The following is a 24819-nucleotide window of genomic DNA, read 5'->3' on the forward strand; positions in this document are numbered from 1 at the left end:
ATCGTGACCGGTGCCGCGCCCAAGGGCACCTACGTGCGCATCCCCGCGCCGCTGGTGGAGGGCCGGCTGGTGCGCGGCACCGAAGGCGCCGACGTCGGCGACGCGCTGCGCGTGCGGCTGGTCGGGGTCGACGCCGGCCAGGGCTTCATCGACTTCGAACGGGCCTGAGTCTCAGGCCGGGCTCGCTTCCACCGCCGGAAGCGCCAGTTCGCGACCCACCATCGCCCGCGCATACAGGTAGTTGTTGCGGGCCTGCTCGCTCAGGCGGTCGAGGTCCACCTTGCCCTTCTCGTCACAGGGGAACGCAAACCCCCGGCCGTCGAACAAGGAGCGGAAGCACAGCCGGAACACCGGCGTCGCGGATTCCCTCATGTCACACCTCCTTCGGGCTTTGCCTCTACAACGCGCCAGTGACGCTCCGCGAGGACTGCCGGTTGCAAAGTGGCGGTGAAGACTGTGTGCTGCCTTGTCGCCGCCGGCACGACACGCGGCCGGTGAGCGCTACTACACGCAGGGCCGCTGCTCACCGATAAGCCGGGCCGCGCTGCAGCGCTACCGTGAGGCATGGACGGAATCCGCGTTCACCCTGGGGCCGCGCTGGCAGGCCTGCTGGCAGCCACGCTGCTGCTGGTGCTGCCGTCCGCGAACCGCGACCGGCCCGCCCCGGCACCCGTCGTGCCTCCGGTGGCGGCACCGCAGGAACCCGTGGCCGCCGCGCCCACGCCGGGCGAACTGCTCGCCGCGCGGCGGCTGGTCGTGCCGGTGCAGGGCGTCGCGCGCACGCGCGTGCGGGACACCTACGAAGCGTGCCGCTCGCTCGGCCGCAAGCACCGCGCGATCGACATCATGGCGCCCTGGGGCACGCCGGTGCTGGCCGCCGACGACGGCCGCGTGGAGAAGATCGCCCGCAACCGCTCGGGCGGCCTCACCGTCTACCAGGTCGATGGATCGGGCCGCTTCGTCTACTACTACGCCCACTTCGCCGGCTACACCGACGACCTGCGCGAAGGCCAGCGGGTGCGGCGCGGCGACGTGATCGGCTATGTCGGCACGACCGGCAATGCGGCAGAGAATGCGCCGCACCTGCACTTCCAGGTGCTGCTGCTGGCGGAGGGACGGCGCTGGTGGGGCGGGGAGCCGGTGAACCCGTTCGCGGCGCTGACGCAGGATTAGCCGTCATCCCCGCGGAGGCGGGGATCCAGAGCGCCCCGGGAAGCGCGCTGCGCGCGCGTCTCGATGCCCTGGGTCCCCGCCTGCGCGGGGATGACGGGAAGGTCAGTTCTTCTTCAACCGGCTGTTCACCTCGCCCACCGTCTGGTATTCGCGCGTGATCTCGGACGCCAGGCGGTTCGCCGGCTCCCACTCCTGCACGATACCGATCGGCAGCAGGCGCGACGAGCCGCTTTCTCCAACGCCGGCACCAGCGCCTGTGCGACGAGGAGATCGAGCTGGGCGTGCGGTCGATCGCGGTGCGGGCACTCTTGCCATGAGTTCGACCCGGACCTTCGTCATTCCCGCGAAGGCGGGAATCCGGCGCGTCCAGGAATGCCCTGGATCCCCGCCTTCGCGGGGATGACGTGGCTACGGCTTGACCGGCGTGTTCTTGCCCAGGTCCCGTCGATTCCCCGCGCCGCCCTGGTCGCCCGCATCCCCCTTGTTCAGGATCAGCGTCACCAGCAGCGCCGACTCGGCCCGTGCGCGCAGGCCGTGCTGCTGCCGCGCCGGCAGCACGATGACGTTGCCGGGCCGCAGCCGCCGCACGCCGGCGCCCATCACCACTTCCACGTCGCCTTCCAGGCACTGGATCGTGCACTCGTCGTCCACGTGGTGCTGCGGGATGTCCTGGTTGTTCGCCAGCACGAGGTGCTGCAGCTGGAGGCGTTCCGTCTTGATCAGGCTGGTGCTGACCTGCCCGTGCAGCTTCTCGCCCAGCGGAGCGACGTTGATGATGTCCAGGGGTTGCGCGTGGGGCAGGGCCATCGTTCGCCTCTCTTTGTCCAGCCGGTATCTTCGGCCGGGACGCGGCAGCGATTTGTAGGACGGCTCCGCCGCCGCGTCAATCGGCCTTGATGTTGTTGGCCTTGGCCACGCCGCTCCACAGCGGAATCTCGGTGGCGATCACCTTCGCGAATTCCTCGGGCGTGGTGCCGGCCGGATCGATGGCGAGCGAGGCCATGCGCGCGCGCACGTCGGGCAGCTTCACGATGCGCTGCACTTCCGCCGCGAGCTTGTCGACGACCGCCTTGGGCGTGCCGGCGGGCGCGAGCAGGCCGCTCCAGAACTGGATGTTGAGGTCGATGCCCTGCTCGGCCATCGTCGGCACGTCGGGCAGGGCGGCGATGCGTTGCGGCGAGGTGACTGCCAGGCCCTTCATCAGCCCGCCCTTGATCGGACCGACCGCGGGACCGGAGTCGACCAGCGTCATCGTGATCTGCCCCGAGGCCACGCTGTTCACCGACTCCATGCTGCCCTTGTAGGGGATGTGTTCGGCGCGGATGCCCGTCTTGCTCTTGAGCAGTTCCGTCGCGAGGCGGAAGGACGCCGCGCTGGAGCCGTAGTTCGACTTGTCCGGGTTGGCCTTGGTGTAGGCCGCCAGGTCCGCCACGTTCTTGAACGGCGCGTTCGCCGCGACCGACAGCACCAGCGGGAAGGTGCCGACGATGGACACCGGCACCAGGTCCTTGGTGGGGTTGTACGGCAGCCGCTCGTAGAGCGCCGGATTGAACACGATCGGGCCGCTCGCGCCCATCAGCAGCGTGTAGCCGTCGGCGGGCGCATTTGCCACGGCGACGCTGCCGACGATGGCGCCGGTGCTGGGCTTGTTCTCCACCACCACTTCCTTGCCCAGGCCCTCGGCCATCTTCTGCGCGACGATGCGAGCGAGGATGTCGTTGGCGCCGCCGGGCGCGTAGCCGACGATGATCCTGATCGGCTTGGTGGGGAAGGCCGCCGCGGGCGCCTGCGCGAGCGCGGGCAGCGCGCTGGCGGCGAGGGCCGCCGCGGCGAAGGTCTGGACGAACAGCTTGCGCTTCATGGGGACTCTCCTGTGGATGGCCTCGCGCTCACAGCGACGCGACCTTGACATGCAGCACCGCCGCGCGGCCGGCGTCCACCGCCTCGACGCAGCGGCGCAGGGCGGCTTCCAGCTGCTCCGGCTCGCTCACGTACTCGCCGTGCGCGCCGAAGGCCTGCGCCACCTGGTCGAAGCGGCGCACCTCGGTGCCGATCTGCGCGTGGAATTCGTTGGCCTGCCTCGCCTCGCCGTCGGGGTAGACGCGCAGCACGGCTTCCTTCACCGCCTGCCAGCCGCCGTTGTCCAGCACCACGGTGAGGATCGGCAGCTGGTGGCGCTGCGCGACGGAGTACACCGAGGTCGGCGTGGAGAAGTGGAAGCCGCCGTCGCCCACCACCTGCACCACGCGGTGGGCCGGCCGCGCGAGCCTGGCGCCGAGCGCCATGCCGCCGCTGTACCCGAGGCCGCCGCCGGAGCAGCCGATCAGCGTGCCGGGCACCGTGCGGCGGATCTGCGTCAGTACCGCGGGCGAATTGCGGATCGCTTCGTTGACCACGATGTCTTCGGCGGCGATCGCGCGGTTCACCGCGGCGCACACGAAGGCCGGCGAGATCGCGTTGGTCGTTCCGGGTTGCGCTGCTGCAGCGGCGAGCGCGGTCTGGCGTTCGTCGCGCTCTCGCGCCCAGGTCGCGGTGCGCGCCTGCACGCGCTCGCGGAAGGAGGCGTCGGCCTGCGCGCGCACGGCCGCGAGCACGTCGCGCAGGGCGGCACCGCAATCCGCCTGCACGCGCAGGTCGGTGGCGAAGCCCCACATCGGGAAGTCCTGCTTCAGCGGGTCGACGTCGATGTGGAGGAAACGGGTGCCCGGATCGGGCCGGGTGAACTTCGGCAGCCAGGGCACGTCCACGTCCAGCAGCAGGCAGAGGTCCGCGCCGGCCAGGCCCCTGGACGGATCGAAGCCGCCGAAGCACGGCGACTCGCGCGACACGCTCATCGCCGTGGGCATGAATTCGTGCACGCGGATGCCGCACTCCATGGCCAGCGCTTCCAGCGCCGCGACCGCCTCGGGCTTGCGGCCCAGGTAGGAGGTGACCACGATCGGCTTCTTCGCCCGCAGCAGCGCGCTCGCGACCTCCTGCGCGGCCGCCGCGGACAGGCCGCCGAGCTTCACCGGGCCGAAGCGCTCGGCCGGGAAGCTCGCCACCTGCGCGTCGTCCCAGTCCTCGGCGAGCGTCTCGCGCGGCAGCGTGAGGTACACCGGGCCCGGCGGGTCGCTGTGCATCACGGTGTGGCCGCGCCGCAGCACTTCCTTCGCCACCACGCCGCTGGGCAGCGAGTACTCCCACTTCACGTACGGCCGCACCAGGCTGCCGATGTCGAAGGGGTCCTGCACGAAGTGCACGTAGTTGTCGCGCGAGCCGGGCAGTTCGCCGCGCAGGGTGAAGGGCGACTTGCCCGCCATCAGCATCACCGGCAGGCGCGAGCGGAACAGGTTGTGCATGCCCATCGCGGCGTTGGCGGTGCCGGCATCCACGTGCACCATCACGCCCTGGCCGCGGCCGGTGACGGCGGCATAGCCGGCGGCCATGTGGATGGCGACGTTCTCGTGCGGGCACAGCACCACCTTCGGCTGGGGACGGCCTTCGCGCTTGAACTGCGCCATCGCCTCGATCAGCGAGACGTGGTCGGTGCCGAGATTGGAGAAGAGGTGCTCGATGCCGGCTTCCACCAGGCCGTCGAGGAAGTGGTGTGCCGCGCTGCGGCGTCGTCCTGCTTTCATGGTCCTTCCGCGCGGGGTGTTGGCATGCCAACGCGATGCCGCCAAGCGAGGATAGGGGCCGCGCGCCGCGCCGGCGTCGGGGGAAACCCTCTCGCGCGCGGCAGGCTCATGCGGCTTCGACGCGGGCGAAGCGGGGCTGCACCACGCCGTCGATCTCCACCGTGCCGAAGAACATCGCATGCGGCCGTACCCACCAGCCGCTGTCGTTGTAAAGCGGCCGGTAGACCACCAGCGGCTCGTGGGTCTCGCTGTGCCGGGCGACGCCGATCACTTCGTATTCGCCGCCTTTGTAATGGCGGTAACGGCCGGTCGGCGTGGGCGGCAGCGGGGAGAGGTCGTCGCTCATGCGGGGCCTTTGCGGGGAATGGTGTAGCGCAGCTCGACGAAGGCTTCGCCGAAGCGTGAGACGGAATCGAGTTTCAGCGGCGGCATGGCGATGCGCCGCGGCAGCAGCGGCTTGCCTTGTCCCAGCGTCACGGCCGTGACCTGCACGATCAGTTCGTCCAGCAGGCCGGCGTCGTGGAAGCGCCCGGCCAGCTCGCCGCCGCCGACGATCCAGACGTTGCGCCCTTTCGCCGCCTCGACCATCGCCCGGTGCACCGGGGCCACGTCGCCTTCGACGAAACGGAGGTCCGCGCCCGCCACGCGCGGAAGCTGCCGGTGGGTGAACACCCAGGCGGGCTGCCCGTAGGGCCAGGGCGCGCCGCCCGGCTGGCCGTCCTTCACGAGCTCGCGCACGAGCCACTCGTAGGTGGCCGCACCCATGCACAGCGCGCCCACCTCGCGGATGAAGGCGGGGTAGCTGGTGTCCGAAGGGTCGCCGAACTGCATCAGCCAGGCGAGCGAATGGTCCTCGGTGGCGATGAAGCCGTCGAGGCTGGAGGCGGCGTAGTACTGGGTCTTCATTCGGGCAGCATCTGCGGGTTGTACGCGACCTCCCAGAGGTGCTGGTCGGGATCCTGGAAGTAGCCGGCGTAGCCGCCGTAGAAGGTCTCGTGCCCGGACTTCACGATGCCGGCGCCGGCCTGCTTCGCTTCGTCGAGGACCTGGTCGACTTCGTCGCGCGAGCCGACGTTGTGCGCGAGGCAGAACTCGGTGGCGCTGCGCACGCCCATGGGCAGGCCGCTGTCGTGCGCGAGGCTGGCGCGGTGCCACAGCGCCAGGCGCAGGCCCGAGGCGAGGTCGAAGAAGGCGACGGCTCCGTGCTCGAATTCCGCGCCGACGATGCCGGGCGTGCTCCAGCCCAGGCCGTCGCGGTAGAAGGCCACGGCGCGCTCGAGGTCGTCGACGCCGAGGGTGATGAGGGTGATGCGGGGTTTCATCGCTGCTCCTGCGCGCCCTGCGGCACGCAGGGCAACGATAGCAGCGAAGCGTCAGTTGTTGACGAACACCAGGCCGAAGGCTCCGACCGACAGGGTCTTGTCGCCGGCCTTGGTGTACGAGGCGACGCCCAGCGAGTGGTAGTTGGTGACCATCGCGGCAATCGAGCCGAGGCCGAGGGCGCCGGCGATGGGGCTGCGCTGGGCTATGGCTTCGCGGATCTTTTCGCGGTGACGCTCGGGCGAGGGGTTCAGCACGATGGCGGCGAGCACGATGACGGCGACGACGAGGAGCGGGGTGAGGGCTTTCTTCATGGGGATTCCCGGCGATTCGAACACAGGGGAGGGGCGGACTCAACGAAAGCCGCCCGCGCGCGGCCTGGCCTGCGGCTTTTCCGCCACCCGGCGCTGGACGCTAGCCCTCGTGGAACCAGTGCAGCCGCTTGTGGAAGATGCGTTCCAGCACCGCCTGCCCTTCCTGCGCGTCGCACTCGCGCGACCACGGCCTCGGGTCGTCTGGCCGCTGCTGGTAGGTGAAGTGGAATTGGCGGGACGCAGGATCGAAGCGGATCTGCAGCTCGTTCTGGCCGGCTGGAGCGTCCGGCGTGCGGACGAGGGTGAGCACGCCGCCGGAGAAGCGGGGAACGATGGAGCCGGCGTAGCGGGAGGTGGCGAGGAAGCGGGTGAGGGAGAGCAGCGGGCGCAGGGCTTCGTCGTATTCGACCAACGCGGCGCAAGCGGCGACCGTGTGGGGCCAGGTGCAGGTTGGGCGGAGGGTGTTCATGCGGGGGGCAATGAATTGGCGCGGTGATCTTCGCATCGGGCCGAACGACAAGCTTAGGCTTCATTGGGCCGCGCCGTCCCGCAAGATGGGTCCACATCTATGCCGTCATAGCTCGCGAGGTGATGAGATCCTCGAAGCCATGGGACACGGGACACCTCTCAGCGTGGCTCGGGATGCTTGGCCTGCAGGGCGCGCAGGAAAGCCGGCGGGAACGGTCGTGCCTTGCGCGCCCGCGCTTCCCGCACTTTTTCCCAGGCCTGGCCGTACTCGCCCTGTTCGTACAGGGAGATTGCCCAACGCCGCCAGCCGCTGGCGTAGCTCGGATCGAGCCCGGTGCTCTGTGAGAAGCCGTCGTTGGCCAGTGCGAAGAGGCGCGCGGTTTCCGCGGTATCGGTACTTGCGGTCAGTTGCGCACGGATCGAGTAGGCAGTGCCGAGGTCAGCCAGCAACGCCGGTTTCTGGAAGGCATCGTCGACGAGTTGCAGCGCCTGTTCGAGGTGGCGGCTGGCTTCCTCGGCGGCCCCGCGCTCCATCATGACGCGGCCGAAGCCCCAATGGGGCAGATAACTGGAGGGCTGCAGCAGCCAGGCCTGGTTGTAGCGGCGCATCGCCATGTCGAAGTCGCGCTGCTGCATGAAGCGCTCCGCCTGCGCATGCCAGGCCTTCGCGGCGGCTTCGCGACTGCCGAGGCCGGCGGTGGCTTCCCGAATGAAGTCCTCGTCGGCATTCCTCAGCACCTCTGGCCGCGAAACCCCAGGCTGGCCGTACATCGGCACGGTATCGACCGGACGCGCGTCGGCTGCTGCGGCCACGAGCGAGCAGGTCACGAGCAGTGTGGCGAAGAAGCTCTTCATCGGACAACGTCCTCGGTTGGTGGTTCTGACGCGAGCTTCATGCGCGGCCTCCCCCTGCATGGCTGATTGCCCCGATTCGAACATGGCGCCGGTTTGCGATCAATGAATCCGCGGCGTTTTTCACTACCCGTCCACTCACACCGACCGCGAAAGCTGGATCGTGCCCCAGACCAGCACGACCAGTTGCGCGAAATTGATCAGCAGTGCCATGGCATGCAAGCGGCGGAAACGCTGGATGGCGCCGCCGCCGCCGTCGTTCGCCTCGATCTCGGTTCCGAGCTGCTGCATGACAGGCAGGAGGTGTTTGCGCAGGAGCGTCACGACGACCGCGATGGCGGCCGCTCCGGCGGCAAAAGCAAAGCGGCCCCAGAGCGCATAGCTGGCGCACGCCCCGACGGCGGTCCAGAAGGCAGCCATGTAGTAGACGTTGAAGAAGCCCCGGATGAAGCGGGCGTCGAGCGCCACGTCGTGCTTGAGGACGAGCAAGGGCAGCCCGCCCAGCAGGAAGTAGGTGGTGGTGACGAGCAGCGCCACGGTGAAGAAGAACGCTCCGTAGATGGCGGATGGCATGGCGCTTCTCCTCAGGTCGCATGACGTGCTCAGCGCGCCTTCGCTTCGCCGCTCTCCATCAGTTCCTGCACCGCATCGTGGATCCCCTGCAGGAAGCCATGCGACCGGTTGTCGATGCGCTTCTCCACCGACGCGAAAGGATAGGCCAGGGCCTCGTGCTTGTTCGCGCGCACCGCATAGTCGCGCCCGTTCTCGTCGGTGACCACCACCCATTCCATGCCGAAGTCGGCGGCCAGCTTCGCGCCGAGGAAGGCGCCGAGCATCTCGACGACTTCTTTCTCGCTCGCGCGGCGCTTGCGGGTGTCCTGCTGCCAGAGGCGGAAGGCTTCGTCGGCGTCCGCGAGCGTCGGTTGTTTCGCGGCCGGGACGTAGGAAGCGATGAAGAGCGCGGCGCGCGCCCCGTAGGCGCGGAAGGTCTTCAGCTCGCCGGCGGAGGCGGCTTCGATCTTCTGGGGCGTGGGTTGGGCCACGGTGGTGGTCGTGGATGTCCCCTGCGCGGAAGCCGGCACGTGCATGCCGCAGCAGAGGGCCAGCAGGGTGATGCCGATGATCTTCTTCATGGCGTCACTGGCGCAGGCGGACGGCCAGGCAGCTCTGGAAGCTGCCGGCGCGCGAGGGATCGGCCTTGAGCGCGCCACCCACGGCGCAGCCGGAGAAGTAGACGACCAGGTAATTCGAATCGTTGCTGGCGGCCGCCCGCGGGTCGGGCTGCGTGCGGCAGGAACCGACGTAGCTCTCGATGTTGGCCTCGCACACCGGCTGTTCCAGCCCCAGGCACTCCATGACCTTCGCGTTGGTGCAGAACTGCGTCCGCACCCGGTCGTACGCGGCCTGCGCGACGGGGCTGAGCGCCGCGGGCGGGTCCGCCGCCGGTGTCTGGGCCAGTGTCGACGACGCGCAGAGCACCAGCACGATCAGCCGGCTGGCAAGCAGTATCCCCTTGTTCATGGCCATCCCTTCCCTTTTTTGTCCCGTCCTTATATCAATTGCGCCCGCAACGGCCCAAGCCGTCAGTACCGCGACACGCGCCGGCGTGCAGAATGTCCGCCAGGAGACGACGATGAACGACACCTTGCATGCGCAGGTCGACACGGCGCGCGGCGGCCTGGCCGCCTTGCGCACGGCCTTCGAAGCCGCCACCGGCGCCCTCGCGCAACGCTGCAGCGGCGACGGCCGCCTGAGCGGCAGGAAGCTCGATGCGGAGCAGGTCGCCTCCTTCGAACTCGCCTGGGCGGCCGCGGACCTGCTGGCGGCGGAGACGGGCCTGGCACTGCTGCGTCCCGGCAGCAGCGAACTGGATGCCAGGCTCGCACTGCTGTTCGCGGTGGATGCCGCCGCCGCGGTGCTTTCGCGGCTGGAGACGCTGTACCTCGAACTGGGGCTGGACCTCGCGCCCCTGCGCGCCTGGCGCGATGCCAGGGAGTGGGATGCCTTGCGGCAATCGGCCGCCGGCGCGCAGGCGCTCGATGCCGCCGGCCGCGGGGTGGTGGCGGCGCAGGGCGAGGTCGGCGCGGTCGAACTCGACGAGCCGCATGCCATGGCGCAGGAATCGTTTCGCCGCTTCTCCGCCGAAGTGGTGGCGCCGCAGGCCGAAGCGATCCATCGCGAGAACCGCACCGTACCGGAGTCGCTGCTGCAGCCGCTGCGCGAGATGGGCGTGTTCGGCCTGTCGGTGCCGGAGCAGTACGGCGGCAGCGCGCCCGCCGACCATGAGGACTCGCTGCTGATGGTGCTGGTGACGGAAGCCCTGTCGGAAGGCTCGCTCGCGGCCGCCGGCAGCCTGATCACGCGGCCGGAGATTCTCTCGCGCGCGCTGGTGGCGGGCGGCACGCCCGAGCAGCAGGCGCATTGGCTGCCGAAGCTCGCCGCGGGCGAGCCGCTCTGCGCCATCGCGATCACCGAACCCGACTACGGCTCCGACGTCGCCGGCCTCGCCTTGCGTGGCACGCGCGTGCCCGGCGGCTGGAGGCTGAACGGCGCCAAGACCTGGTGCACGTTCGCCGGCAAGGCCGGCGTGCTGATGGTGGTGACGCGCACCGATCCCGATCGCTCGCTCGGCCACAAGGGCCTGAGCCTGCTGCTGGTGGAGAAGCCCTCGTACGAGGGCCACGAGTTCGTGTTCCGGCAGGACGGCGGCGGCGTGCTGACGGGACGCGCGATCCCCACCATCGGCTACCGCGGCATGCACTCCTTCGACCTCTCGTTCGAGGACTTCTTCGTGCCGGACGCCAACGTGGTCGGCGGCGAATCGGGCCTGGGCAAGGGCTTCTATTACACGATGGCCGGCATGGTGGGCGGCCGCATGCAGACCGCCGCGCGCGCCTGCGGCGTGATGCGGGCCGCGCTGCGCGCGGCGATCCGCTACGGCGAGGACCGCAAGGTGTTCGGCCAGGCGCTGGCCGACTTCCCGCTCACGCGCGCCAAACTGGCGCGCATGGGCGCGCGGCTGGCCGTGTGCCGCCAGCTCGCCTGCGAAGTGGCGGGCCGCGTGGACCGGGGGGAGGGCCGCATGGAGGCCAGCCTCGTGAAGCTGCTGGCCTGCCGCTCGGCCGAGATGGTCACGCGCGAAGCCTTGCAACTGCATGGCGGCATGGGTTACGCGGAAGAGACGGCGGTGAGCCGCTATTTCGTCGATGCGCGGGTGCTGTCGATCTTCGAGGGCGCGGAGGAAACGCTGGCGCTCAAGGTGGTGGCGCGCAGCCTGATGGAGCGGGCGCTCGGCGGCGCGCCGGGCCAGGAATGAAGTCCACCGGCATCCTTGCGGGCATGCGCGTGGTGGAGGCCGCCGCCTTCGTGGCGGCGCCGCTCGGCGGCATGACGCTCGCGCAGATGGGCGCCGACGTGATCCGCATCGATCCGCTCGCAGGCGGTCTCGACTACCGCCGCTGGCCCGTCACGGAGGACGACACCAGCCTGTTCTGGTGCGGCCTGAACAAGTCCAAGCGCTCCGTCGCGCTCGACCTGCAGCAGCCGGAAGGCCGGGAGATCGCGATGGCGATCGTCTGCGCGCCGGGCGACGCCGCCGGCCTGTTCGTCACCAACTTTCCGCCGCGCGGCTGGCTGGATCACGACAAGCTGCGCGCACGCCGCGCCGACCTGATCCAGCTGACGCTGCAGGGCGACCGGCACGGCGGATCCGCCGTCGACTACACCGTCAACGCGCGCGTCGGCGTCCCGAACTTCACGGGCGAACCGGGCCGCGAGGAGCCGGTCAACCACGTGCTGCCCGCCTGGGACCTGGTCACCGGCCAGATGGTCGCCGTGGGCCTGCTCGCGGCGGAGCGGCACCGGCGCCTCACCGGCGAGGGCCAGCACGTGAAGCTGGCCTTGCAGGACGTCGGCCTCGCGGTGATGAACCATCTCGGCTTCCTCGAGGAAGCGCGCCGCGGGCAGCCGCGCCAGCGGCACGGCAACGAGCTGTTCGGCGCCTTCGGCCGCGACTTCCCCACCGCCGACGGCGAGCGCGTGATGATCGTCGGCCTCACCGGCAACCAGTGGCGCGCGATCTGCGAGGCGCTGGAGATCCAGGGCGAGGTCGACGCACTCGGTGCGCGGCTCGGGCTCGACCTCTCGCAGGAAGGCAACCGCTTTCGCGCGCGGCGGGAACTCGCCGACCTCGCCGCGCCGCGCATCCGCGCCCGCACGCTGGCCGAGTGGGCGCCGGTGTTCGACCGGCTGCGCGTGTGCTGGGACCGCTACCAGACCATCGAGCGTCTCGTGCGCGACGACCCGGAATGCTCGCCGGACAACCCGATGTTCTCCACCATCGCGCAGCCGGGCGTGGGCGAGATGCTGGCCGCCGGCATCCCGCTGGACTTCTCCGCGCGCGAGCGCTTGCCTGCGGCGCCCGCGCCGCGGCTGGGCGAGCACACGGAGCAGGTGCTGCAGGAACTGCTGGGAATGGAGGCCGCGGCGTTCGGGCGGCTGCACGATCGCGGTATCGTGCGGTGATCGTCATCCCCGCGGAGGCGGGGACCCAGGGCGCCCTGGATCCCCGCCTCCGCGGGGATGACGAAGCCGGTCACATCCGCAACTTGTCCGCGTATCCCGTCATCTCCAGGTACCCCCGCCCCACGCGCCGCCCACCCGCATCCAGCAGGTCCGACAGTCCCTCCCAATAGATCGCCCCGGTCGACTGCCGGCTATCCAGCTCCTGGTTGTCGATCACCGCGCGGATCGTGTGCACGCCGGCGGGGCTGCGCAGCGTCCATTCCACCGGGTAGCTCGCGTTGGACGCCGGGCTGGTCCAGCGCCGTTTCGGCTCGAACACGATCTCGCCCGGCCGCGCGATCGCCAGCTCGCCTCGCGGGTTGCGGTACGAGCCGCCGTCCCACAGGGTCGTGCCGTCGCGGCGGCGGATGCGAAAGGCGGTGAGCGCGCCGCCGTCGTCGAAGTTCATGCCGGTCCAGTCCCAGCCGACCGCATCCCGGTGCAGGTATTCCTCGCTCCATTCGTGGTCCATCCAGGCGCGGCCCGCCACCTCGAACGCGCGTCCCTGCAGCGTGAGCCGTCCCGCCACGGCCAGCTGCGGGATCGAGTAGTAGTAGCTCGCCTGGACCGCCTCGGGCCCCTTGCGCGACAGGCCCGCGCGGCCCTGCGCCACCGGCGGCTGCGTGGGCGTGCAGCGCAGGTCCAGCGCGAAGCCGATGGCCGGCAGCACCGCGTGCCAGGCTTCGCCTTCGCGCGCCAGCGACCAGTCGCGCAGGCGCAGGCGGGCCTCGCCCGTTGCCGCGGCCGCGATGCCGAAGCCTTCGCGGGCGATGCGGTCGTCGTGCCACAGCTTGCCGCCCTGCACGTCGGTGACGGCGGCATGCGCGAACACCAGCTGCTTCGCCGCGAAGCGCGACTGCATGCGCTGCGTCGGGTCGACGCGCGAGCGGAAGAAGGTCACCTGGAAGCCGAAGCTGCGCCCGCCGCTTTCCGCGTGGCCGGTGATGTACCACCACTCCGTCCGCAGTTCGGGATGCGCGCCGTGGTCGGCCGGAAAGCGCATGGTGCGCTCAGGCAACGCGTGCGCATCGGGCACGAACAGCATCGCAGGCGTGACGAGCAGCGCCCTTCTGCGTAGGGTGGGCAGCCCCGCTGCCCACCAGCCCATCACCAATCCTCCTTCACGGCCAGCACCGCGTCGCGCCCTGCGGCCGCACGCCCGGCGAGCCACGCCGTCACCGTGCCCGCGAAGATGACGGCGAGGCCCAGCAACAGCAGCCGCGCCCAGGGCACCAGCAGGTCCATGGTCCAGTGGAAGCTTTGCGGGTTGACGACGTGCACCAGCACCACCGCCACCGCGAGCCCGAGCGCCAGGCCCGCGATCGCGCCGATCAGCGTCCAGGCCGCGCCTTCGCCCGCGACCACGGCGAGGATCTGCCGGCGCGTGAGCCCGAGGTGCGCCAGCAGGCCGAACTCCTTGCGCCGCGCGAGCACTTGCGCGCTGAAGCTGGCGGCGACGCCGAACAGGCCGATGGCGATCGCCACCGCCTGCAGCCAGTAGGTCACGGCGAAGCTGCGGTCGAAGATGCGCAGCGAGATGCCGCGCACTTCCGCCGCCGACGCGAGGTCGACCAGGTCGCCGTTGCCGCTCTCGCGCGCCACCAGTTCGCGCACCCGCCGCTGCACGTCGGCGGGCGACGCGCCCTGGGCCAGCCACAGCTGCACGTCGTTGATGCGGGTGTCGCCGGTCAGGCGCAGGTAGTCGCGCTGCGCCACGATCACCGCGCCGGTCTGCCGCACGTAGTCGCGCCAGACGCCGGCGACCACGAAGGGGCCGGGGCCGAGCGCGGGCTCCAGCGCGCGCAGCGGCTGGCCGCGACGCGCGCCGTACAGGTCCACCATCGCTTCGCTGACGTAGACCGGGATGGCGTTCGCCGGCACGCTGGCCGTTGCGCCCACCAGCGGCAGGACGCGCGCGGGATCGGCGACCGGACGCGCCAGCAGCGTGACCGGCGGCCGCGCCGGATCGAGCAGCAGGTGGCGCACGCGCAGGGTCTGCACGCGTTCCACGCCGGGCAGTTGCGACAGGCCCTGCACCAGCGAGGGCGTCAGGAAGGCAGTGTCGCCGCTCGCGGTGTTGTTGCCGGTGCGCACGTACAGGTCCGCGGGCAACAGCACGTCGAGCCAGTCCGCGACCGATTGGCGAAAGCTCGCCACCATCACGGTGAGCGCGACGGCGAGGCTCAGTGCGGCCACGACGCCGCTGACGGCCACCGCGGCGCTCTCGCGCACGCGCCGCGCGCGCTCCACCGCGAGCAGCGGCAGCAGGCGGTGCGCCACGGCCGGCGCGACGCGGTCGTACAGTGCGCCCACCGCGCCGGGCAGCACCGAGATGCCGCCCACCAGCAGCAGGCCCACCGACAGATAGGCCGCGAGCGGGATGCCCGCGATGGGAGGCAGCAGTGCGAGCACGACGGCGGCCGCGAGCGCCAGCCAGCCCAGCACATGGCGGCGACCGCGCGGCAGGCCGGTGCCGAGGCCCTTGAGCGTCTGCGCGAGCGGCAGCCGCGCCGCGCCGCGTGCGGGCAACCAGCCGCCCACCAGGGCCGCGAGCACGCCGAGCGCGCCGTAGCTTGCCGCCGCGAGTCCGCTCCACTGCAGTCGCGGCTGCACGCCGGGGAAGTAGCCGCCGCCGAGGTCGCCCCCGAGCAGCGAGAACGCCGCGGCGGCGAGGGCGGTGCCGAGCGCGATGCCGGCGACGCTGCCGATCGTGCCGAGCACCGCCGATTCGGCCAGCACCAGCCGCAGCCGCTGCTTCGCCGTGAGGCCCAGCACGCCCAGCAGCGCGAATTGCTGCGCGCGGCGCGCCACGCTCAGGGCCAGCACCGAGAAGACGAGGAAGGCGCCGGTGAACAGGGCGACCAGGGCGAGCACGGTGAGGTTGACGCGGTAGGCGCGCGACAACTGGCTGACGCGCTGGCTCGCATCGCCCGGCTCCGCTGCCTGCACGCCGGGCGGCAGCGCGATGCCGCGCAGCCACGCCTCGTGCCGCACGCCGGGCTTCAGGCGCACGTCGATGCGCGAAAGCTGGCCGCCGCGGCCGAAGAGGTCCTGCGCGGCGCCGATGTCCATCACCAGCAGCGGCCCGCCGCCGGCGTTCACGGTGCCGGCCACGCGCAGTTCGCGCAGCGCCATGCCCACCTGCAGCCGCACGCGGTCCGCCGGCAGCAGCGTTTGCGCGGCCGGATTGAGGAAGAGGGTGTCCGGCGCCAGCACGGAGAGGCGGTCCTCGCCCTTGCGCGGGGAGGCCAACAGGTCAGGCGCCAGATGGCCTACGGCCAGTGCGTCGACGCCGATCACGCGCACGGTGCTGCGCTGGCCTTCACGCGTGAAAGCGAGCGTCTGCAGTTCGATGACGGGGCTGGCCGCCGCGACCGAGGCGTCGGTCGCCACGCGCGCATAGACGGCTTCGTCGATGGCGCCCTGGGCCGCGCGCAGTTCCAGGTCCGGCTGGCCGCCGGCCGACCGCGCCGCGCTGGAGAATTCGTCCAGCGCCGCGGCGTTGATCAGGTGGACGGAAAACGCGAGCGCCACGCCCAGCATCACCGCCAGCACGGCGGCGGCGCTGCGCCACGCGTGGTGGCGCACTTCCTGCCAGGAGTAGGTCGCGAGCAGGGCGAGCATGCACGCGATTGTGCATGCCGCCCCGACGTCGTCATCCCCGCGCAGGCGGGGACCCAGTGCTTCCAGGCAGCGCTCGTTCGCGCGCGATCTGGGTCCCCGCTGCGCGGGGATGACGACGATCAGGCCATCTCGCCCATCAGTTCTTCCTTGCGCTCCATCAGCTGGTCGCGCATGGAAACCAGGTCCAGCTTGCGGGCCGAACGCGCCTTGGGGAAGATCTCGTTGCGCTCTTCCTTCACGTGGTGGTCGATGTACTCGCCGAGCACCGTCACCTTGGCGTCGAACATCTCGTCGGCCTCGTCCATGCCCTCGATCTGGGCGATCAGGTCCTTGGCGGACTGGTGCTCGACTTCGGCTTCGGCCAGCAGGTCCGTGTCCTTCAGCACCGCGCGCAGGGCCGGGTAGAAGATCTCTTCCTCGACCTGGGCGTGCACGCCGAGCTCGTGGCAGATCTGCCGGGCCAGGTCCATCTTCCTGCGGGCCACCGTGCGGCCGCGCGAATTCGTGAGTTCCTCGTATTCCTTGAACATCTTCTTCACGGCGCGGTGGTCCGCATCCAGCAGGTCGCAGGCATCCTTTTCGCGTGTCGCCATCGGTCGTTCTCCTTGAAACGTCCGGCCATGATCGTCAAACCGTGGAATACGTCCTGTAGGAAAGCGGCGGCTGCTTCGTCCGTGGTCCGCCGACGCGCGTGCGGCCATGCGCTCCGCGCGCAGGCGCCCTCTCCGGCGCGCCCGATCAGGCGGGACTGACGGTTGAGCCTTTCCCGGCCGCCTAGTCTCGAGGGAGTGCCAACGGAAAGGAACAGCATGAGTCGAAAAATCGATGCGGCCCGCAGCAAGACCGACCAGGTGCAGCGCGACCTCGAGGTCGCCAGCGCCGAACTGGGCCTGACGCACGGCGCGCTCGAGCGCGAGCTGCCCCCGGAGGTGAAAACCGGGGACGTGGCCTGGGCGATCAAGCAGAACGCCGAACTGGAGCGCAAGGTCCAGCAGGCGGCCGAGGAACTGGAGGAAGTGACCGAGCTCCTGGAGCAGGCGAAGGACGGCGCGTGAGGCCCGGACGGCCGGGCTGACGCACACTAGAATCGCATCGCAGTACAAGAGAGGCAAGGCCCCGTGGCGATCCGCGTATTCCTGGTCGAGGACATGAAGCACGTGCATGGTGCACTGGCCGACATGCTGTCCGAAGTCGGCGATTTCCGCGTCGTCGATGCCACCGGCACCGAGGCGGAGGCGAAGCTGTGGTTCGCCGAGAACGCCGGCGCATGGGACCTCGCCATCATCGACCTGGTGCTGGACCAGGGCACGGGCATGTCCGTGATCCCGCGGGCGCATGAATCGGCAGGGCACGGCGGCGGCAAGGTCGTCGTGTTCAGCGACTATGCGAGCGACGGGATCCGCGACCACTGCCGCAAGCTCGGGGCCGACGCCGTCTTCCTCAAATCACAGGTACAGGACCTGATGCACTATTGCTCCGAACTCGACGGCCTGCAGGCCGCCCCCGCCGCATGAAGCGGCGCGAACTCGCGGTCGCGCTCGCGGCCACCGCGCTGCTCGCGGCGTGCGGCAAGGAAAACAGCGCCCCTTCCGGATCCACCGGCGGCTCCCCGGCCGCGGGCACGCCCGTTTCGATCGAGGCGATCGAAGGGGGCGCCAAGGGCTTCAACGTGGGCTCCGCGATGGCCGCCCGCGTGGTCTACGTGTTCTTCGATGCGCAGTGCCCGCACTGCGCGGCGCTGTGGGAAGCCGCCAAGCCGCTGAAAGGCCAGGCGCGCTTCGTCTGGATCCCGGTGGGGCTGATCGGCGAGAAGAGCGTCTCGCAGGGCGGCGCGATCCTCGCGGCGTCCGACCCGTCGGCGACGATGGACCAGCACGAGGCCTCGCTGCGCGCGCAGCAGGGCGGCATCGCCGCGATGAACGTCCCCGATGCGCAGAAGGACGTGGTCAAGAAGAATACCGAGCTGTTCACGAAGTTCGGCTTCGGCGGCGTGCCCACGGTGGTGGCGAAGCATCCGCAGAGCGGCGAGCTGGTGACCCTGGAGGGTTCCATGCCGACGGCGATGCTGGCGCAGAAGCTGGGGCTTTCGGCGCCGAGTTGAGGCGGCGATGGTGGGCACCGGAGGTGCCCACCCTACGAGATTTGCAAACGCCGCGTTTCGTCACGGGCCCGTACGGTGGGCGGATTTGCGACCGCCGCGTTTCGTCATGGGCCCGTACGGTGGGCGGATTTGCGACCGCCGCCTCTCGTCACCCGGCGTAGGGTGGGCAAGCTCGCTTGCCCACCATCCCCGTCATCAAGCCATCCCGTCGCTGCGCAACCGCAGCACCCGGTCCGCCTGCGCCGCCGCCGCTTCGGAGTGCGTCACCAGCACCAGTGCCGCATCGCTCTCCCGCGCCTGCGCGCGCAGCACCTCCAGCACGCGCGCGGCGGTGGCCGGATCGAGGTTGCCCGTGGGCTCGTCGGCGAGCAGCAGCCTGGGCCGGTGCACCAGCGCCCGCGCGATCGCTACGCGCTGCAGCTGTCCGCCGCTCAGTTCCTGCGGCAGCCGATGACCCAGCCCCGGCAGGCCCACCGCATCGAGCATGCGCTCCACCGCCTGCGCATCGGGGCGCTGCTGCAGCAGCAGCGGCAGGCCCACGTTCTGCGCCACGTCGAGGTGCGGCAGCACGTGGAAGGCCTGGAACACGAAGCCGAGCTTGCACCGCCGCAACAGCGCGCGCTGCTCGTCGGCCAGCGTCGACAGGTCCGTGCCGTCGATGACGATGCGTCCGGCATCCCAGGTGTCGAGCCCGGCCATGCAATTGAGCAGCGTGGACTTGCCGACCCCCGACTCGCCCACGATCGCCACGAACTCGCCGGAGGCGACTTCCAGCGAGACATCGCGGAACACGTCGACCTCGCCATAGCGCTTGGCGAGCCGTTCGACCTGCAGCATCAGGCAGCCACTCCCGCCGCGCGCAGAACGCGATCGACGGCATCGGGCGCGTCGGCGGCGATGACCGTGCGATCGCGCAGGCCGCGCAGCCACGTGAGCTGCCGCTTGGCGAGCTGCCGCGTCGCCGCGATGCCGCGTTCGCGCACGCTGTCCAGGGGAAACGCGCCGTCCAGGGCTTCCCAGGCCTGGCGATAGCCCACCGAACGCATGCTGGGAAGGGCGGGGTGCAGGTCGCCGCGCGCGCGCAGGGCGCGCACTTCGTCCAGGAAGCCGGCGGCGAGCATGGTGTCGAAGCGCTGCGCGATGCGTTCATGCAGCCAGGCGCGATCGCCGGGCTCCAGCGTGAGGAACAGGTCGGCGCGCAGGGCCGGCGCGGCCGTCGCGCGGGCGTGGAAGGAGGACAGCGGTTCGCCGGTGGCGCGGAACACTTCCAGTGCGCGCTGGATGCGCTGCGCGTCGTTCGGCGCGAGCCGCGCGGCGGTGACGGGATCCACCTGCGCGAGCTGGGCATGCAGCGCCGGCCAGCCCGCAATCGCGGCCTCGGCCTCGATCGCGGCGCGCAGCGCGGGGTCGGCCGCCGGCATCGCGGCCAGCCCCTCGAACAGCGCCTTGAAGTACAGCATGGTCCCGCCGGCCAGCACCACCCGCTTGCCGCGCGCGCGGAGGTCCTGGACGATCGCCTGCGCGTCGGCGGCGAACTCCGCGGCACTGTAGGGCTGCGCGGGATCGCGGATGTCGATCAGGTGGTGCGGCACGCGCGCGCGCTCCGCCGCGGTGGGCTTGGCTGTGCCGATGTCCATGCCGCGGTAGACCAGCGCCGAATCGACGCTCACGATCTCGGCAGCGAGCCGCTCGGCAAGGACGAGCGCGGCGGCGCTCTTGCCGGAAGCGGTCGGGCCGGCCAGCGCCACCAGCGCGGGTAGCGCATCGGTAGGCATCCGGTCGAGGTTAGCAGAAGGCCTGCGGGGGGATGCGGGCTCCCGCAACCATGCATTTGGTTTCAGTGCCGACCCGGTGCGCCGTCGCGCGGCGACAATGGCCCGAACTGAGTCATGGAGTTCAATGCGTGGAACTGAGGGTGTTCCTGGTCGAGGACATCCAGCGCATGCGCGGCCTGCTGGACGAACTGTTCGCGTCGATCGGGGGGTTTCGCATCGTCGCGGCCGCCAGCACGGAAGCCGAGGCGAACTTCTGGCTGGCCGAGCACCCCGGAGCCTGGGACGTCGCGATCGTCGACCTGGTGCTCGAACAGGGCGCCGGGATGAACGTGATCCGCAAATGCAAGCAGGATCCGCAGGGCGGGCGCGTGGTCGTGTTCAGCAGCTACGCGACGCCGGGCGTGCGCAAGCACTGCCTGGAACTGGGCGCCGACGCCGTCTTCGACAAGGGCGCGACGACGGACTTCATCGCCTGGTTCACCGACTACACCAGCCGTGAGAATTCGGGACCGTGAAGCGGGCCCGGCGAGGCGTGTGGGATTCGTCGCACACGTTTCGCCCGGTGCCGACTACGCCGGATGGCTCGACCGCAAGCCATGATGTACGCCATGAGTAGTACACGATCTGGTGGCGGGCCAGACGAACGCGACACGGGGTCCTGGGCGAACGAAACGCTCCCCTTGTCCGTGCGCAAGGATTTGCTGGAACGCGAATTGAAGAAGCTCGGCTTCCGCCAGGACGGAACCGATGGCGGCACGTCGTCCAATGGCGCGCCGCAACAGCAGCAGCAGCCGCAACAGCAGCAGCAGCCGCAAGTCGACCATCCCAAGGCGGACGGTGCGCCTGGCGGGCACGGCGACTGACCTCCTAGAATGCCGTGGCCATGCAGCCACGTCCCATCGCCCTGCGCGGCGCGCCCCTTGCCGGCGGCCGCCTCCCTGCCATCTGTGCTCCCCTGGTCGCCCGCGGCCCGCAGGCGCTTGCCGCCGAAGCGCGCGCCGTCGCCGCCAAGCAGCCCGACCTGCTGGAATGGCGCGTCGATTTCTTCGAGAACATCGCCGACGCGCATGCGGTGCTGGCGGCGGCGCGCGAGCTGCGCGCCGCGGCCGGCGGCATCCCCATCCTCTTCACCCGCCGCGCCCGGCGCGAAGGCGGCCAGCCGATCGCGATGAGCGAGGCCCAGGTGGTCGCGCTGTACGAGGCGATCGCCGCCAGCGGCGCGGTGGACCTGATGGACTTCGAGATGGACAACGATCGCGCCGACGTGGAGCGGGTGCGCGCCGCGACGCGCCGCCATGGCCTGCCGCTGGTGCTGTCGTTCCACGATTTCCAGCGCACGCCGGCCAGCGCCGATCTTGCGGCCCGCTTCGCGCAGGCGCAGGAACTGGGCGCGGACGTGGCGAAAGTCGCCGTCATGCCGCAGTCGATCGAGGACGTGCACCGGCTGCTGGGGGCGACCCTGCAGGCGAGCAGCGCGCTCGCGATTCCCGTGATCAGCATGTCCATGGGCGGACTGGGCGCCGTGAGCCGGCTGTGCGGCGGCGTGTTCGGTTCGGCGCTGACCTTCGCCGTCGGCTCCGCGCCTTCGGCGCCGGGCCAGATCGCGATCGAGGAAGTGCGTGCCGCGCTGCGCACGCTGCAGGCCGCTACTGCAGGCTGAAGAACTGCGACAGGGCGTCGCGGTACTGCGAAAAGCCCACCGACATCGTGCTGAAGTGCGAGCCGCCCTCCACCAGCACGAAGTGCTTGCGGCCGGTGGCGGCCTCGTACAGCTTCCGGCCCAGGGAGACGTCGATCAGCGCGTCGCTGTCCCCGTGCACCACCAGCAGCGGCGACTTCACGCGCGCCACCTTGCGCACCGACTCGAAGCGCTGCGTGATCAGCGGCCCCAGCGGCAGCCAGCCCCACCGGGTGGTGCCCGCGACGTCCGGGATGGAGGTGAAGGTGCCTTCGACGATGACGCCCTGTTCGTCGTCGACCTTGGAGGCGAGGTCGATCGCGATGGCGCCGCCCAGCGAGTGGCCGAACACGTAGCGCGGCCGGCCCGGATACTGCTTCGCGAGCCAGTCCCAGGCGGCGCGCGCGTCCTCGTAGGCCATCTCCTCCGAGGGCAGTTCGTGCGTCGACTTGCCGAAGCCGCGGTAGTCGATCGCCAGCACCGAAAAGCCGAGTTCCTGCATGCGGCGGATGCGCGGCGCCGAACCGGCCACGGCCCAGCGCGCGCCGTGCAGGTAAAGCAGCACCGGGCCATCCTTGTTCCTTTCGGAGGGGAGCCACAGGGCGTGCAACCTCGTCGCGCGGCCGGTCACCTGCGAGGGGAAATCGATCCAGGTCTCCTGCATGCCCTCGGCCAGGCCGGCGCTGCCGCCCCAGGCGCGGTCGCTGGGCTGGAAGATCCATACGCGCTGGCGCTCATCGAGCGTGGCGCAGCCGATGCTAAGGGCGGCCGCGGTGGTGGCCGCGAGGGCATAGAGGAGTCGGCGCTTCATCCTTGCTGCTGAGTCGATTGACGCCGAAGAGTTCAGTGATGACTACGGAAGGTAACTCATTTGGAGTCTTACCGGTTCGCGTATCCTGATACACATGGCCGACTACGACTTCTCAGCGCTGAACGACAAGGAATTCGAGGAACTAGTGTGCGCGGTGGTGGGAAGGCGAGAAGAGGTCCACGTTCAACGATTCAAGCCAGGAAGGGATCGCGGGGTCGATGGGCGATTTTTTGCCCCCGCCGAGTCCGGCGAATGCATTCTGCAATGCAAGCATTGGCTCCAATCAGGTCTGCGAGCCATGCTTGCTCGCTTGGAGGGCGAAGAACGACCAAAAGTTGATGTACTGAAACCCCGTCGGTACATCTTTGCCACATCGCTGCCGTTGAGCTTGGCGAACAAGGAAACTATCGCAAGTATCTTTTCGCCATACGTGAGAGATACGGCTGATGTCCTAGGCCGGGAAGATCTGAACGACCTGCTGCGCGCCAATCCCGATATTGAGCGAAACCACTACAAGCTTTGGCTGTCCAGCACAACTGTTCTCGCTCGCATCTTGCACGGCGCCATATTCGGGCGGAGCGTGGCGAGTCTGCAGGAAGCTCAGGAAATGGTGAAGCGCTATGCGAAAACTCGCAACCACGCGCGAGCAGAGCAGATTCTTGCGAGTGGCGGTGTATTAATACTTACTGGCGAGCCTGGCGTCGGAAAAACGACTCTTGCCGAACAACTCTGCTTACAAAGCGTAGGCGAAGGTTTTCAGTTCTATAAAGTCTTGGACGACATAAAGGAGGCAGAGAGTGTCTACTCGCCCACGGAACTGCAGATCTTTTATTTCGACGACTTTCTTGGTCGAAACTACCTAGAGGCTCTCTCCGGACATGAGGGCAATGCAATTGTTGGCTTCATTAAGCGTGTGCGACGAGATCGAACGAAGCAATTCGTATTGACTTCTCGCACACAAATTTTGAATCAAGGGAAGGTGTTAATCGACAACTTTGACAACGAGAAGGTTGATCGTCACGAGTTCCTGCTTCGCGTCGATGAGTACGAAAATCTAGATAAGGCGCACATTCTGTACAACCACATATGGCATTCCGGGTTGACAGAAGAGTATGTGGAGGTGCTTTACAAAGAGAAGCGCTACCGACAGATCATCACGCACAAGAATTTCAACCCGCGCTTAATCTCGTTTGTCACTGACCCGGCCCGCCTCACGGATGTGCCGCCAGAGCGGTATTGGTTGCATGTCCAATCGTCGCTGCAAGACCCTCGGAACATATGGGCACACCCTTTCGACGCTCAGATGGACGTGTATGGGCGCTCGATCGTATTGCTGACAGCGTTCAACGGCGGCCCGCTGTCAGAGTCGGGCCTCCGTTCCGCCTACGAGAGGTACGTTTTGTTCGTGCCAGCAGGTGCCGCGGGCAATCGAGACTTTAGCGTTCAGACACGCATTCTGGTCGGCTCGTTGCTCACGCGAACGGTTGCGCGTAACGTCGTAACTTTGGATTTGTTCAATCCCTCGATTGGTGACTTCTTGATCGGACGCTATGGGCAAGACTCGGCCGAGAATGCCCGATGCCTACTCGCTCTTAGGTCGAAGAATGCAGTGACGTCGTTTGTTGCGCGCTCAAATGCGAGTTCAACCAACAATGACCTAGCCGAGGTTCTGCAGTCTGTCTTGCAATCTGCGCATGAGGGCCAATTCGCCGGCTTTGACACCGGATTCCTCTCGCATGCGGCGAACACGGCAGAACATTGCCGTCCGAGCGCCTTCAATGTACATCCGGATCTTGCCACGTACGTGCTTTCGACTTCGCACGGAGGCTTCTTCGAGTCGGAGCTCATCTTCCTACAGAGATGCCTGACGTCACAGACGGTGGACGCGTTAAAGGTCGCTCACTACTTGGAAGACCTGTTGGACACAGGATTCTCAGATGACGAGATTGCTGCGTACGCTGACTTGGCTAGGCTTGTGGATTCTGTGGCGGGAACGGACCTGATTGGCTCAATTTCTGAGAAGGCAGTGGCTGATCTGACGGAACGAATCGATGAGGAGGTTTCGGACGAAGACGTGCTCGCGGATTTGGAGCCAAATTCAAGCTACGACGAATACGGCGAGCCCGAGATTACTTTCAGCAGCGAGTCCGCGACACGAATGATCAAGCAGTACATCGAGGAAAGGCTTGACGAACTTGGTGTCGAATATTCGCTTGGCGACGTAAAGGGCATTGCTGCAGCGGTAGATTTGGATGCGCAGTTCGAATCCCTTCAATCGTCGTACTCTCATCACAGGGACGATGACGGCTGGCGAGATCGCACCGGATCCACGAGCGCTGCAGAGCAGTTCGATGAAATCGATGACTTGTTCCGCAGATCCTAGGGAAGGTCTGAACAAGGCCGATTCGCACGCACTGCTGGCACGTTGATTCGGCACGTGACGCGAATTGCCACTCCGGATCCAGCGTTTTCAGGCAGTTTCGATCTCATTTTCTCGGCTCATGCTGTTTTCGGACGGAC

Annotated in this window: 30 protein-coding genes; 11 read left to right on the forward strand and 19 right to left on the reverse strand. The window is 68.9% G+C overall.

Annotated features, from left to right (window positions below; genetic code table 11):
- Positions 1–3: 3 nt before the first annotated feature.
- Entirely contained in the window at positions 4–168 is a 165-nt protein-coding gene (locus tag VF522_RS06950) for a hypothetical protein (protein ID WP_330907533.1), read from the forward strand.
- A 3-nt stretch (positions 169–171) separates the two neighbouring features.
- On the opposite strand, the gene VF522_RS06955 is transcribed toward VF522_RS06950, so the two are convergent.
- Complete coding sequence (locus VF522_RS06955; protein WP_330907505.1) at positions 172–372, reverse strand: hypothetical protein; 201 nt, start codon at positions 370–372, stop codon at positions 172–174.
- A 192-nt stretch (positions 373–564) separates the two neighbouring features.
- Here VF522_RS06955 and VF522_RS06960 point away from each other — a divergent pair, with 192 nt between their 5' ends.
- On the forward strand, positions 565–1173 hold the full coding sequence (locus tag VF522_RS06960; protein WP_330907506.1) for a M23 family metallopeptidase: 609 nt from the start codon (positions 565–567) through the stop codon (positions 1171–1173).
- A 408-nt stretch (positions 1174–1581) separates the two neighbouring features.
- Here the strand turns inward: VF522_RS06960 and VF522_RS06965 are convergent, their stop codons facing one another.
- From VF522_RS06965 to VF522_RS07020, 12 genes are all read right to left on the reverse strand, one after another.
- On the reverse strand, positions 1582–1980 hold the full coding sequence (locus VF522_RS06965) for a cupin domain-containing protein (protein WP_330907507.1): 399 nt from the start codon (positions 1978–1980) through the stop codon (positions 1582–1584).
- Between the two features lie 76 nt (positions 1981–2056).
- Positions 2057–3034 (reverse strand): tripartite tricarboxylate transporter substrate binding protein, encoded by a 978-nt coding sequence (locus tag VF522_RS06970; protein WP_330907508.1) that lies wholly within the window; start codon positions 3032–3034, stop codon positions 2057–2059.
- A gap of 28 nt (positions 3035–3062) precedes the next feature.
- On the reverse strand, positions 3063–4793 hold the full coding sequence (locus VF522_RS06975; protein WP_330907509.1) for a thiamine pyrophosphate-requiring protein: 1731 nt from the start codon (positions 4791–4793) through the stop codon (positions 3063–3065).
- 106 nt (positions 4794–4899) lie between these two features.
- Positions 4900–5139, reverse strand: coding sequence for a DUF1653 domain-containing protein (locus tag VF522_RS06980; protein ID WP_330907510.1), 240 nt, complete (start codon positions 5137–5139; stop codon positions 4900–4902).
- Positions 5136–5699, reverse strand: coding sequence for a dihydrofolate reductase family protein (locus tag VF522_RS06985; protein ID WP_330907511.1), 564 nt, complete (start codon positions 5697–5699; stop codon positions 5136–5138). Before VF522_RS06985 ends, VF522_RS06980 begins: the two co-directional genes overlap by 4 nt.
- Positions 5696–6115: a VOC family protein gene (locus tag VF522_RS06990; protein ID WP_330907512.1), complete on the reverse strand. Its 420-nt coding sequence runs from the start codon at positions 6113–6115 to the stop codon at positions 5696–5698. Before VF522_RS06990 ends, VF522_RS06985 begins: the two co-directional genes overlap by 4 nt.
- A gap of 51 nt (positions 6116–6166) precedes the next feature.
- The gene (locus VF522_RS06995; RefSeq protein WP_330907513.1) at positions 6167–6427 is read right to left on the reverse strand and encodes a hypothetical protein; all 261 of its coding nucleotides are present in this window, start codon (positions 6425–6427) and stop codon (positions 6167–6169) included.
- Positions 6428–6527: 100 nt separating this feature from the next.
- Complete coding sequence (locus VF522_RS07000) at positions 6528–6896, reverse strand: hypothetical protein (protein WP_330907514.1); 369 nt, start codon at positions 6894–6896, stop codon at positions 6528–6530.
- Between the two features lie 158 nt (positions 6897–7054).
- The gene (locus tag VF522_RS07005) at positions 7055–7750 is read right to left on the reverse strand and encodes a hypothetical protein (protein WP_330907515.1); all 696 of its coding nucleotides are present in this window, start codon (positions 7748–7750) and stop codon (positions 7055–7057) included.
- 135 nt (positions 7751–7885) lie between these two features.
- Complete coding sequence (locus VF522_RS07010) at positions 7886–8320, reverse strand: hypothetical protein (RefSeq protein ID WP_330907516.1); 435 nt, start codon at positions 8318–8320, stop codon at positions 7886–7888.
- A 29-nt stretch (positions 8321–8349) separates the two neighbouring features.
- Positions 8350–8880 (reverse strand): DUF3806 domain-containing protein, encoded by a 531-nt coding sequence (locus VF522_RS07015; protein ID WP_330907517.1) that lies wholly within the window; start codon positions 8878–8880, stop codon positions 8350–8352.
- A 4-nt stretch (positions 8881–8884) separates the two neighbouring features.
- Positions 8885–9268, reverse strand: coding sequence for a hypothetical protein (locus tag VF522_RS07020; RefSeq protein ID WP_330907518.1), 384 nt, complete (start codon positions 9266–9268; stop codon positions 8885–8887).
- A gap of 112 nt (positions 9269–9380) precedes the next feature.
- On the opposite strand from VF522_RS07020, the gene VF522_RS07025 reads away from it, so the two are divergent.
- On the forward strand, positions 9381–11063 hold the full coding sequence (locus VF522_RS07025) for an acyl-CoA dehydrogenase (RefSeq protein ID WP_330907519.1): 1683 nt from the start codon (positions 9381–9383) through the stop codon (positions 11061–11063).
- Complete coding sequence (locus VF522_RS07030; protein WP_330907520.1) at positions 11060–12271, forward strand: CoA transferase; 1212 nt, start codon at positions 11060–11062, stop codon at positions 12269–12271. The genes VF522_RS07025 and VF522_RS07030 overlap by 4 nt, the downstream gene beginning before the upstream one ends.
- A gap of 70 nt (positions 12272–12341) precedes the next feature.
- On the opposite strand, the gene VF522_RS07035 is transcribed toward VF522_RS07030, so the two are convergent.
- From VF522_RS07035 to VF522_RS07045, 3 genes are all read right to left on the reverse strand, one after another.
- On the reverse strand, positions 12342–13418 hold the full coding sequence (locus VF522_RS07035) for a lipocalin-like domain-containing protein (protein WP_414709469.1): 1077 nt from the start codon (positions 13416–13418) through the stop codon (positions 12342–12344).
- Positions 13418–15934, reverse strand: coding sequence for an ABC transporter permease (locus tag VF522_RS07040; RefSeq protein WP_330907521.1), 2517 nt, complete (start codon positions 15932–15934; stop codon positions 13418–13420). Before VF522_RS07040 ends, VF522_RS07035 begins: the two co-directional genes overlap by 1 nt.
- 119 nt (positions 15935–16053) lie before the next feature.
- Complete coding sequence (locus VF522_RS07045; protein WP_330907522.1) at positions 16054–16527, reverse strand: hemerythrin domain-containing protein; 474 nt, start codon at positions 16525–16527, stop codon at positions 16054–16056.
- A gap of 216 nt (positions 16528–16743) precedes the next feature.
- Here VF522_RS07045 and VF522_RS07050 point away from each other — a divergent pair, with 216 nt between their 5' ends.
- The 3 genes from VF522_RS07050 (at position 16744) to VF522_RS07060 (ending at position 18035) form a co-directional block, all read left to right on the forward strand.
- Positions 16744–16989: a hypothetical protein gene (locus tag VF522_RS07050; protein ID WP_330907523.1), complete on the forward strand. Its 246-nt coding sequence runs from the start codon at positions 16744–16746 to the stop codon at positions 16987–16989.
- Positions 16990–17052: 63 nt separating this feature from the next.
- Positions 17053–17448, forward strand: coding sequence for a response regulator (locus VF522_RS07055; protein ID WP_330907524.1), 396 nt, complete (start codon positions 17053–17055; stop codon positions 17446–17448).
- Entirely contained in the window at positions 17445–18035 is a 591-nt protein-coding gene (locus VF522_RS07060; RefSeq protein WP_330907525.1) for a DsbC family protein, read from the forward strand. The genes VF522_RS07055 and VF522_RS07060 overlap by 4 nt, the downstream gene beginning before the upstream one ends.
- Positions 18036–18230: 195 nt before the next feature.
- Here the strand turns inward: VF522_RS07060 and VF522_RS07065 are convergent, their stop codons facing one another.
- Positions 18231–18872, reverse strand: a complete 642-nt coding sequence (locus VF522_RS07065) for an ABC transporter ATP-binding protein (protein ID WP_330907526.1) — start codon at positions 18870–18872, stop codon at positions 18231–18233.
- Positions 18872–19810, reverse strand: a complete 939-nt coding sequence (miaA, locus tag VF522_RS07070; protein ID WP_330907527.1) for a tRNA (adenosine(37)-N6)-dimethylallyltransferase MiaA — start codon at positions 19808–19810, stop codon at positions 18872–18874. The genes VF522_RS07065 and miaA overlap by 1 nt, the downstream gene beginning before the upstream one ends.
- A 128-nt stretch (positions 19811–19938) precedes the next feature.
- Between miaA and VF522_RS07075 the strand changes: the two genes are divergently transcribed.
- The 3 genes from VF522_RS07075 to aroD all read left to right on the forward strand — a co-directional run bounded on the left by VF522_RS07075 (position 19939) and on the right by aroD (position 21470).
- On the forward strand, positions 19939–20325 hold the full coding sequence (locus tag VF522_RS07075; protein ID WP_330907528.1) for a response regulator: 387 nt from the start codon (positions 19939–19941) through the stop codon (positions 20323–20325).
- Between the two features lie 165 nt (positions 20326–20490).
- A complete protein-coding gene (locus VF522_RS07080) occupies positions 20491–20673 on the forward strand; it encodes a hypothetical protein (RefSeq protein ID WP_330907529.1) in 183 nt (60 codons plus the stop codon).
- Between the two features lie 20 nt (positions 20674–20693).
- Positions 20694–21470 (forward strand): type I 3-dehydroquinate dehydratase, encoded by a 777-nt coding sequence (gene aroD, locus VF522_RS07085; protein WP_330907530.1) that lies wholly within the window; start codon positions 20694–20696, stop codon positions 21468–21470.
- Here the strand turns inward: aroD and VF522_RS07090 are convergent.
- Entirely contained in the window at positions 21457–22299 is an 843-nt protein-coding gene (locus VF522_RS07090; protein WP_330907531.1) for an alpha/beta hydrolase, read from the reverse strand. The two genes, aroD and VF522_RS07090, sit on opposite strands and share 14 nt — an antisense overlap.
- Positions 22300–22393: 94 nt before the next feature.
- Between VF522_RS07090 and VF522_RS07095 the strand changes: the two genes are divergently transcribed.
- On the forward strand, positions 22394–24682 hold the full coding sequence (locus VF522_RS07095) for a restriction endonuclease (protein WP_330907532.1): 2289 nt from the start codon (positions 22394–22396) through the stop codon (positions 24680–24682).
- Positions 24683–24819: the final 137 nt, after the last annotated feature.

The organism is Ramlibacter sp., assembly GCF_036383835.1.
In the GTDB taxonomy this organism is placed as follows: domain Bacteria; phylum Pseudomonadota; class Gammaproteobacteria; order Burkholderiales; family Burkholderiaceae_C; genus Ramlibacter.

Coding starts and splice junctions, on each gene's coding strand:
- VF522_RS06955 (WP_330907505.1), bottom strand. CDS start 372: ATGAGGGAATCCGCGACGCCGGTGTTCCGGCTGTGCTTCCGCTCCTTG.
- VF522_RS06960 (WP_330907506.1), top strand. CDS start 565: ATGGACGGAATCCGCGTTCACCCTGGGGCCGCGCTGGCAGGCCTGCTG.
- VF522_RS06965 (WP_330907507.1), bottom strand. CDS start 1,980: ATGGCCCTGCCCCACGCGCAACCCCTGGACATCATCAACGTCGCTCCG.
- VF522_RS06970 (WP_330907508.1), bottom strand. CDS start 3,034: ATGAAGCGCAAGCTGTTCGTCCAGACCTTCGCCGCGGCGGCCCTCGCC.
- VF522_RS06975 (WP_330907509.1), bottom strand. CDS start 4,793: ATGAAAGCAGGACGACGCCGCAGCGCGGCACACCACTTCCTCGACGGC.
- VF522_RS06980 (WP_330907510.1), bottom strand. CDS start 5,139: ATGAGCGACGACCTCTCCCCGCTGCCGCCCACGCCGACCGGCCGTTAC.
- VF522_RS06985 (WP_330907511.1), bottom strand. CDS start 5,699: ATGAAGACCCAGTACTACGCCGCCTCCAGCCTCGACGGCTTCATCGCC.
- VF522_RS06990 (WP_330907512.1), bottom strand. CDS start 6,115: ATGAAACCCCGCATCACCCTCATCACCCTCGGCGTCGACGACCTCGAG.
- VF522_RS06995 (WP_330907513.1), bottom strand. CDS start 6,427: ATGAAGAAAGCCCTCACCCCGCTCCTCGTCGTCGCCGTCATCGTGCTC.
- VF522_RS07000 (WP_330907514.1), bottom strand. CDS start 6,896: ATGAACACCCTCCGCCCAACCTGCACCTGGCCCCACACGGTCGCCGCT.
- VF522_RS07005 (WP_330907515.1), bottom strand. CDS start 7,750: ATGAAGAGCTTCTTCGCCACACTGCTCGTGACCTGCTCGCTCGTGGCC.
- VF522_RS07010 (WP_330907516.1), bottom strand. CDS start 8,320: ATGCCATCCGCCATCTACGGAGCGTTCTTCTTCACCGTGGCGCTGCTC.
- VF522_RS07015 (WP_330907517.1), bottom strand. CDS start 8,880: ATGAAGAAGATCATCGGCATCACCCTGCTGGCCCTCTGCTGCGGCATG.
- VF522_RS07020 (WP_330907518.1), bottom strand. CDS start 9,268: ATGAACAAGGGGATACTGCTTGCCAGCCGGCTGATCGTGCTGGTGCTC.
- VF522_RS07025 (WP_330907519.1), top strand. CDS start 9,381: ATGAACGACACCTTGCATGCGCAGGTCGACACGGCGCGCGGCGGCCTG.
- VF522_RS07030 (WP_330907520.1), top strand. CDS start 11,060: ATGAAGTCCACCGGCATCCTTGCGGGCATGCGCGTGGTGGAGGCCGCC.
- VF522_RS07035 (WP_414709469.1), bottom strand. CDS start 13,418: ATGGGCTGGTGGGCAGCGGGGCTGCCCACCCTACGCAGAAGGGCGCTG.
- VF522_RS07040 (WP_330907521.1), bottom strand. CDS start 15,934: ATGCTCGCCCTGCTCGCGACCTACTCCTGGCAGGAAGTGCGCCACCAC.
- VF522_RS07045 (WP_330907522.1), bottom strand. CDS start 16,527: ATGGCGACACGCGAAAAGGATGCCTGCGACCTGCTGGATGCGGACCAC.
- VF522_RS07050 (WP_330907523.1), top strand. CDS start 16,744: ATGAGTCGAAAAATCGATGCGGCCCGCAGCAAGACCGACCAGGTGCAG.
- VF522_RS07060 (WP_330907525.1), top strand. CDS start 17,445: ATGAAGCGGCGCGAACTCGCGGTCGCGCTCGCGGCCACCGCGCTGCTC.
- VF522_RS07065 (WP_330907526.1), bottom strand. CDS start 18,872: ATGCTGCAGGTCGAACGGCTCGCCAAGCGCTATGGCGAGGTCGACGTG.
- miaA (WP_330907527.1), bottom strand. CDS start 19,810: ATGCCTACCGATGCGCTACCCGCGCTGGTGGCGCTGGCCGGCCCGACC.
- aroD (WP_330907530.1), top strand. CDS start 20,694: ATGCAGCCACGTCCCATCGCCCTGCGCGGCGCGCCCCTTGCCGGCGGC.
- VF522_RS07090 (WP_330907531.1), bottom strand. CDS start 22,299: ATGAAGCGCCGACTCCTCTATGCCCTCGCGGCCACCACCGCGGCCGCC.
- VF522_RS07095 (WP_330907532.1), top strand. CDS start 22,394: ATGGCCGACTACGACTTCTCAGCGCTGAACGACAAGGAATTCGAGGAA.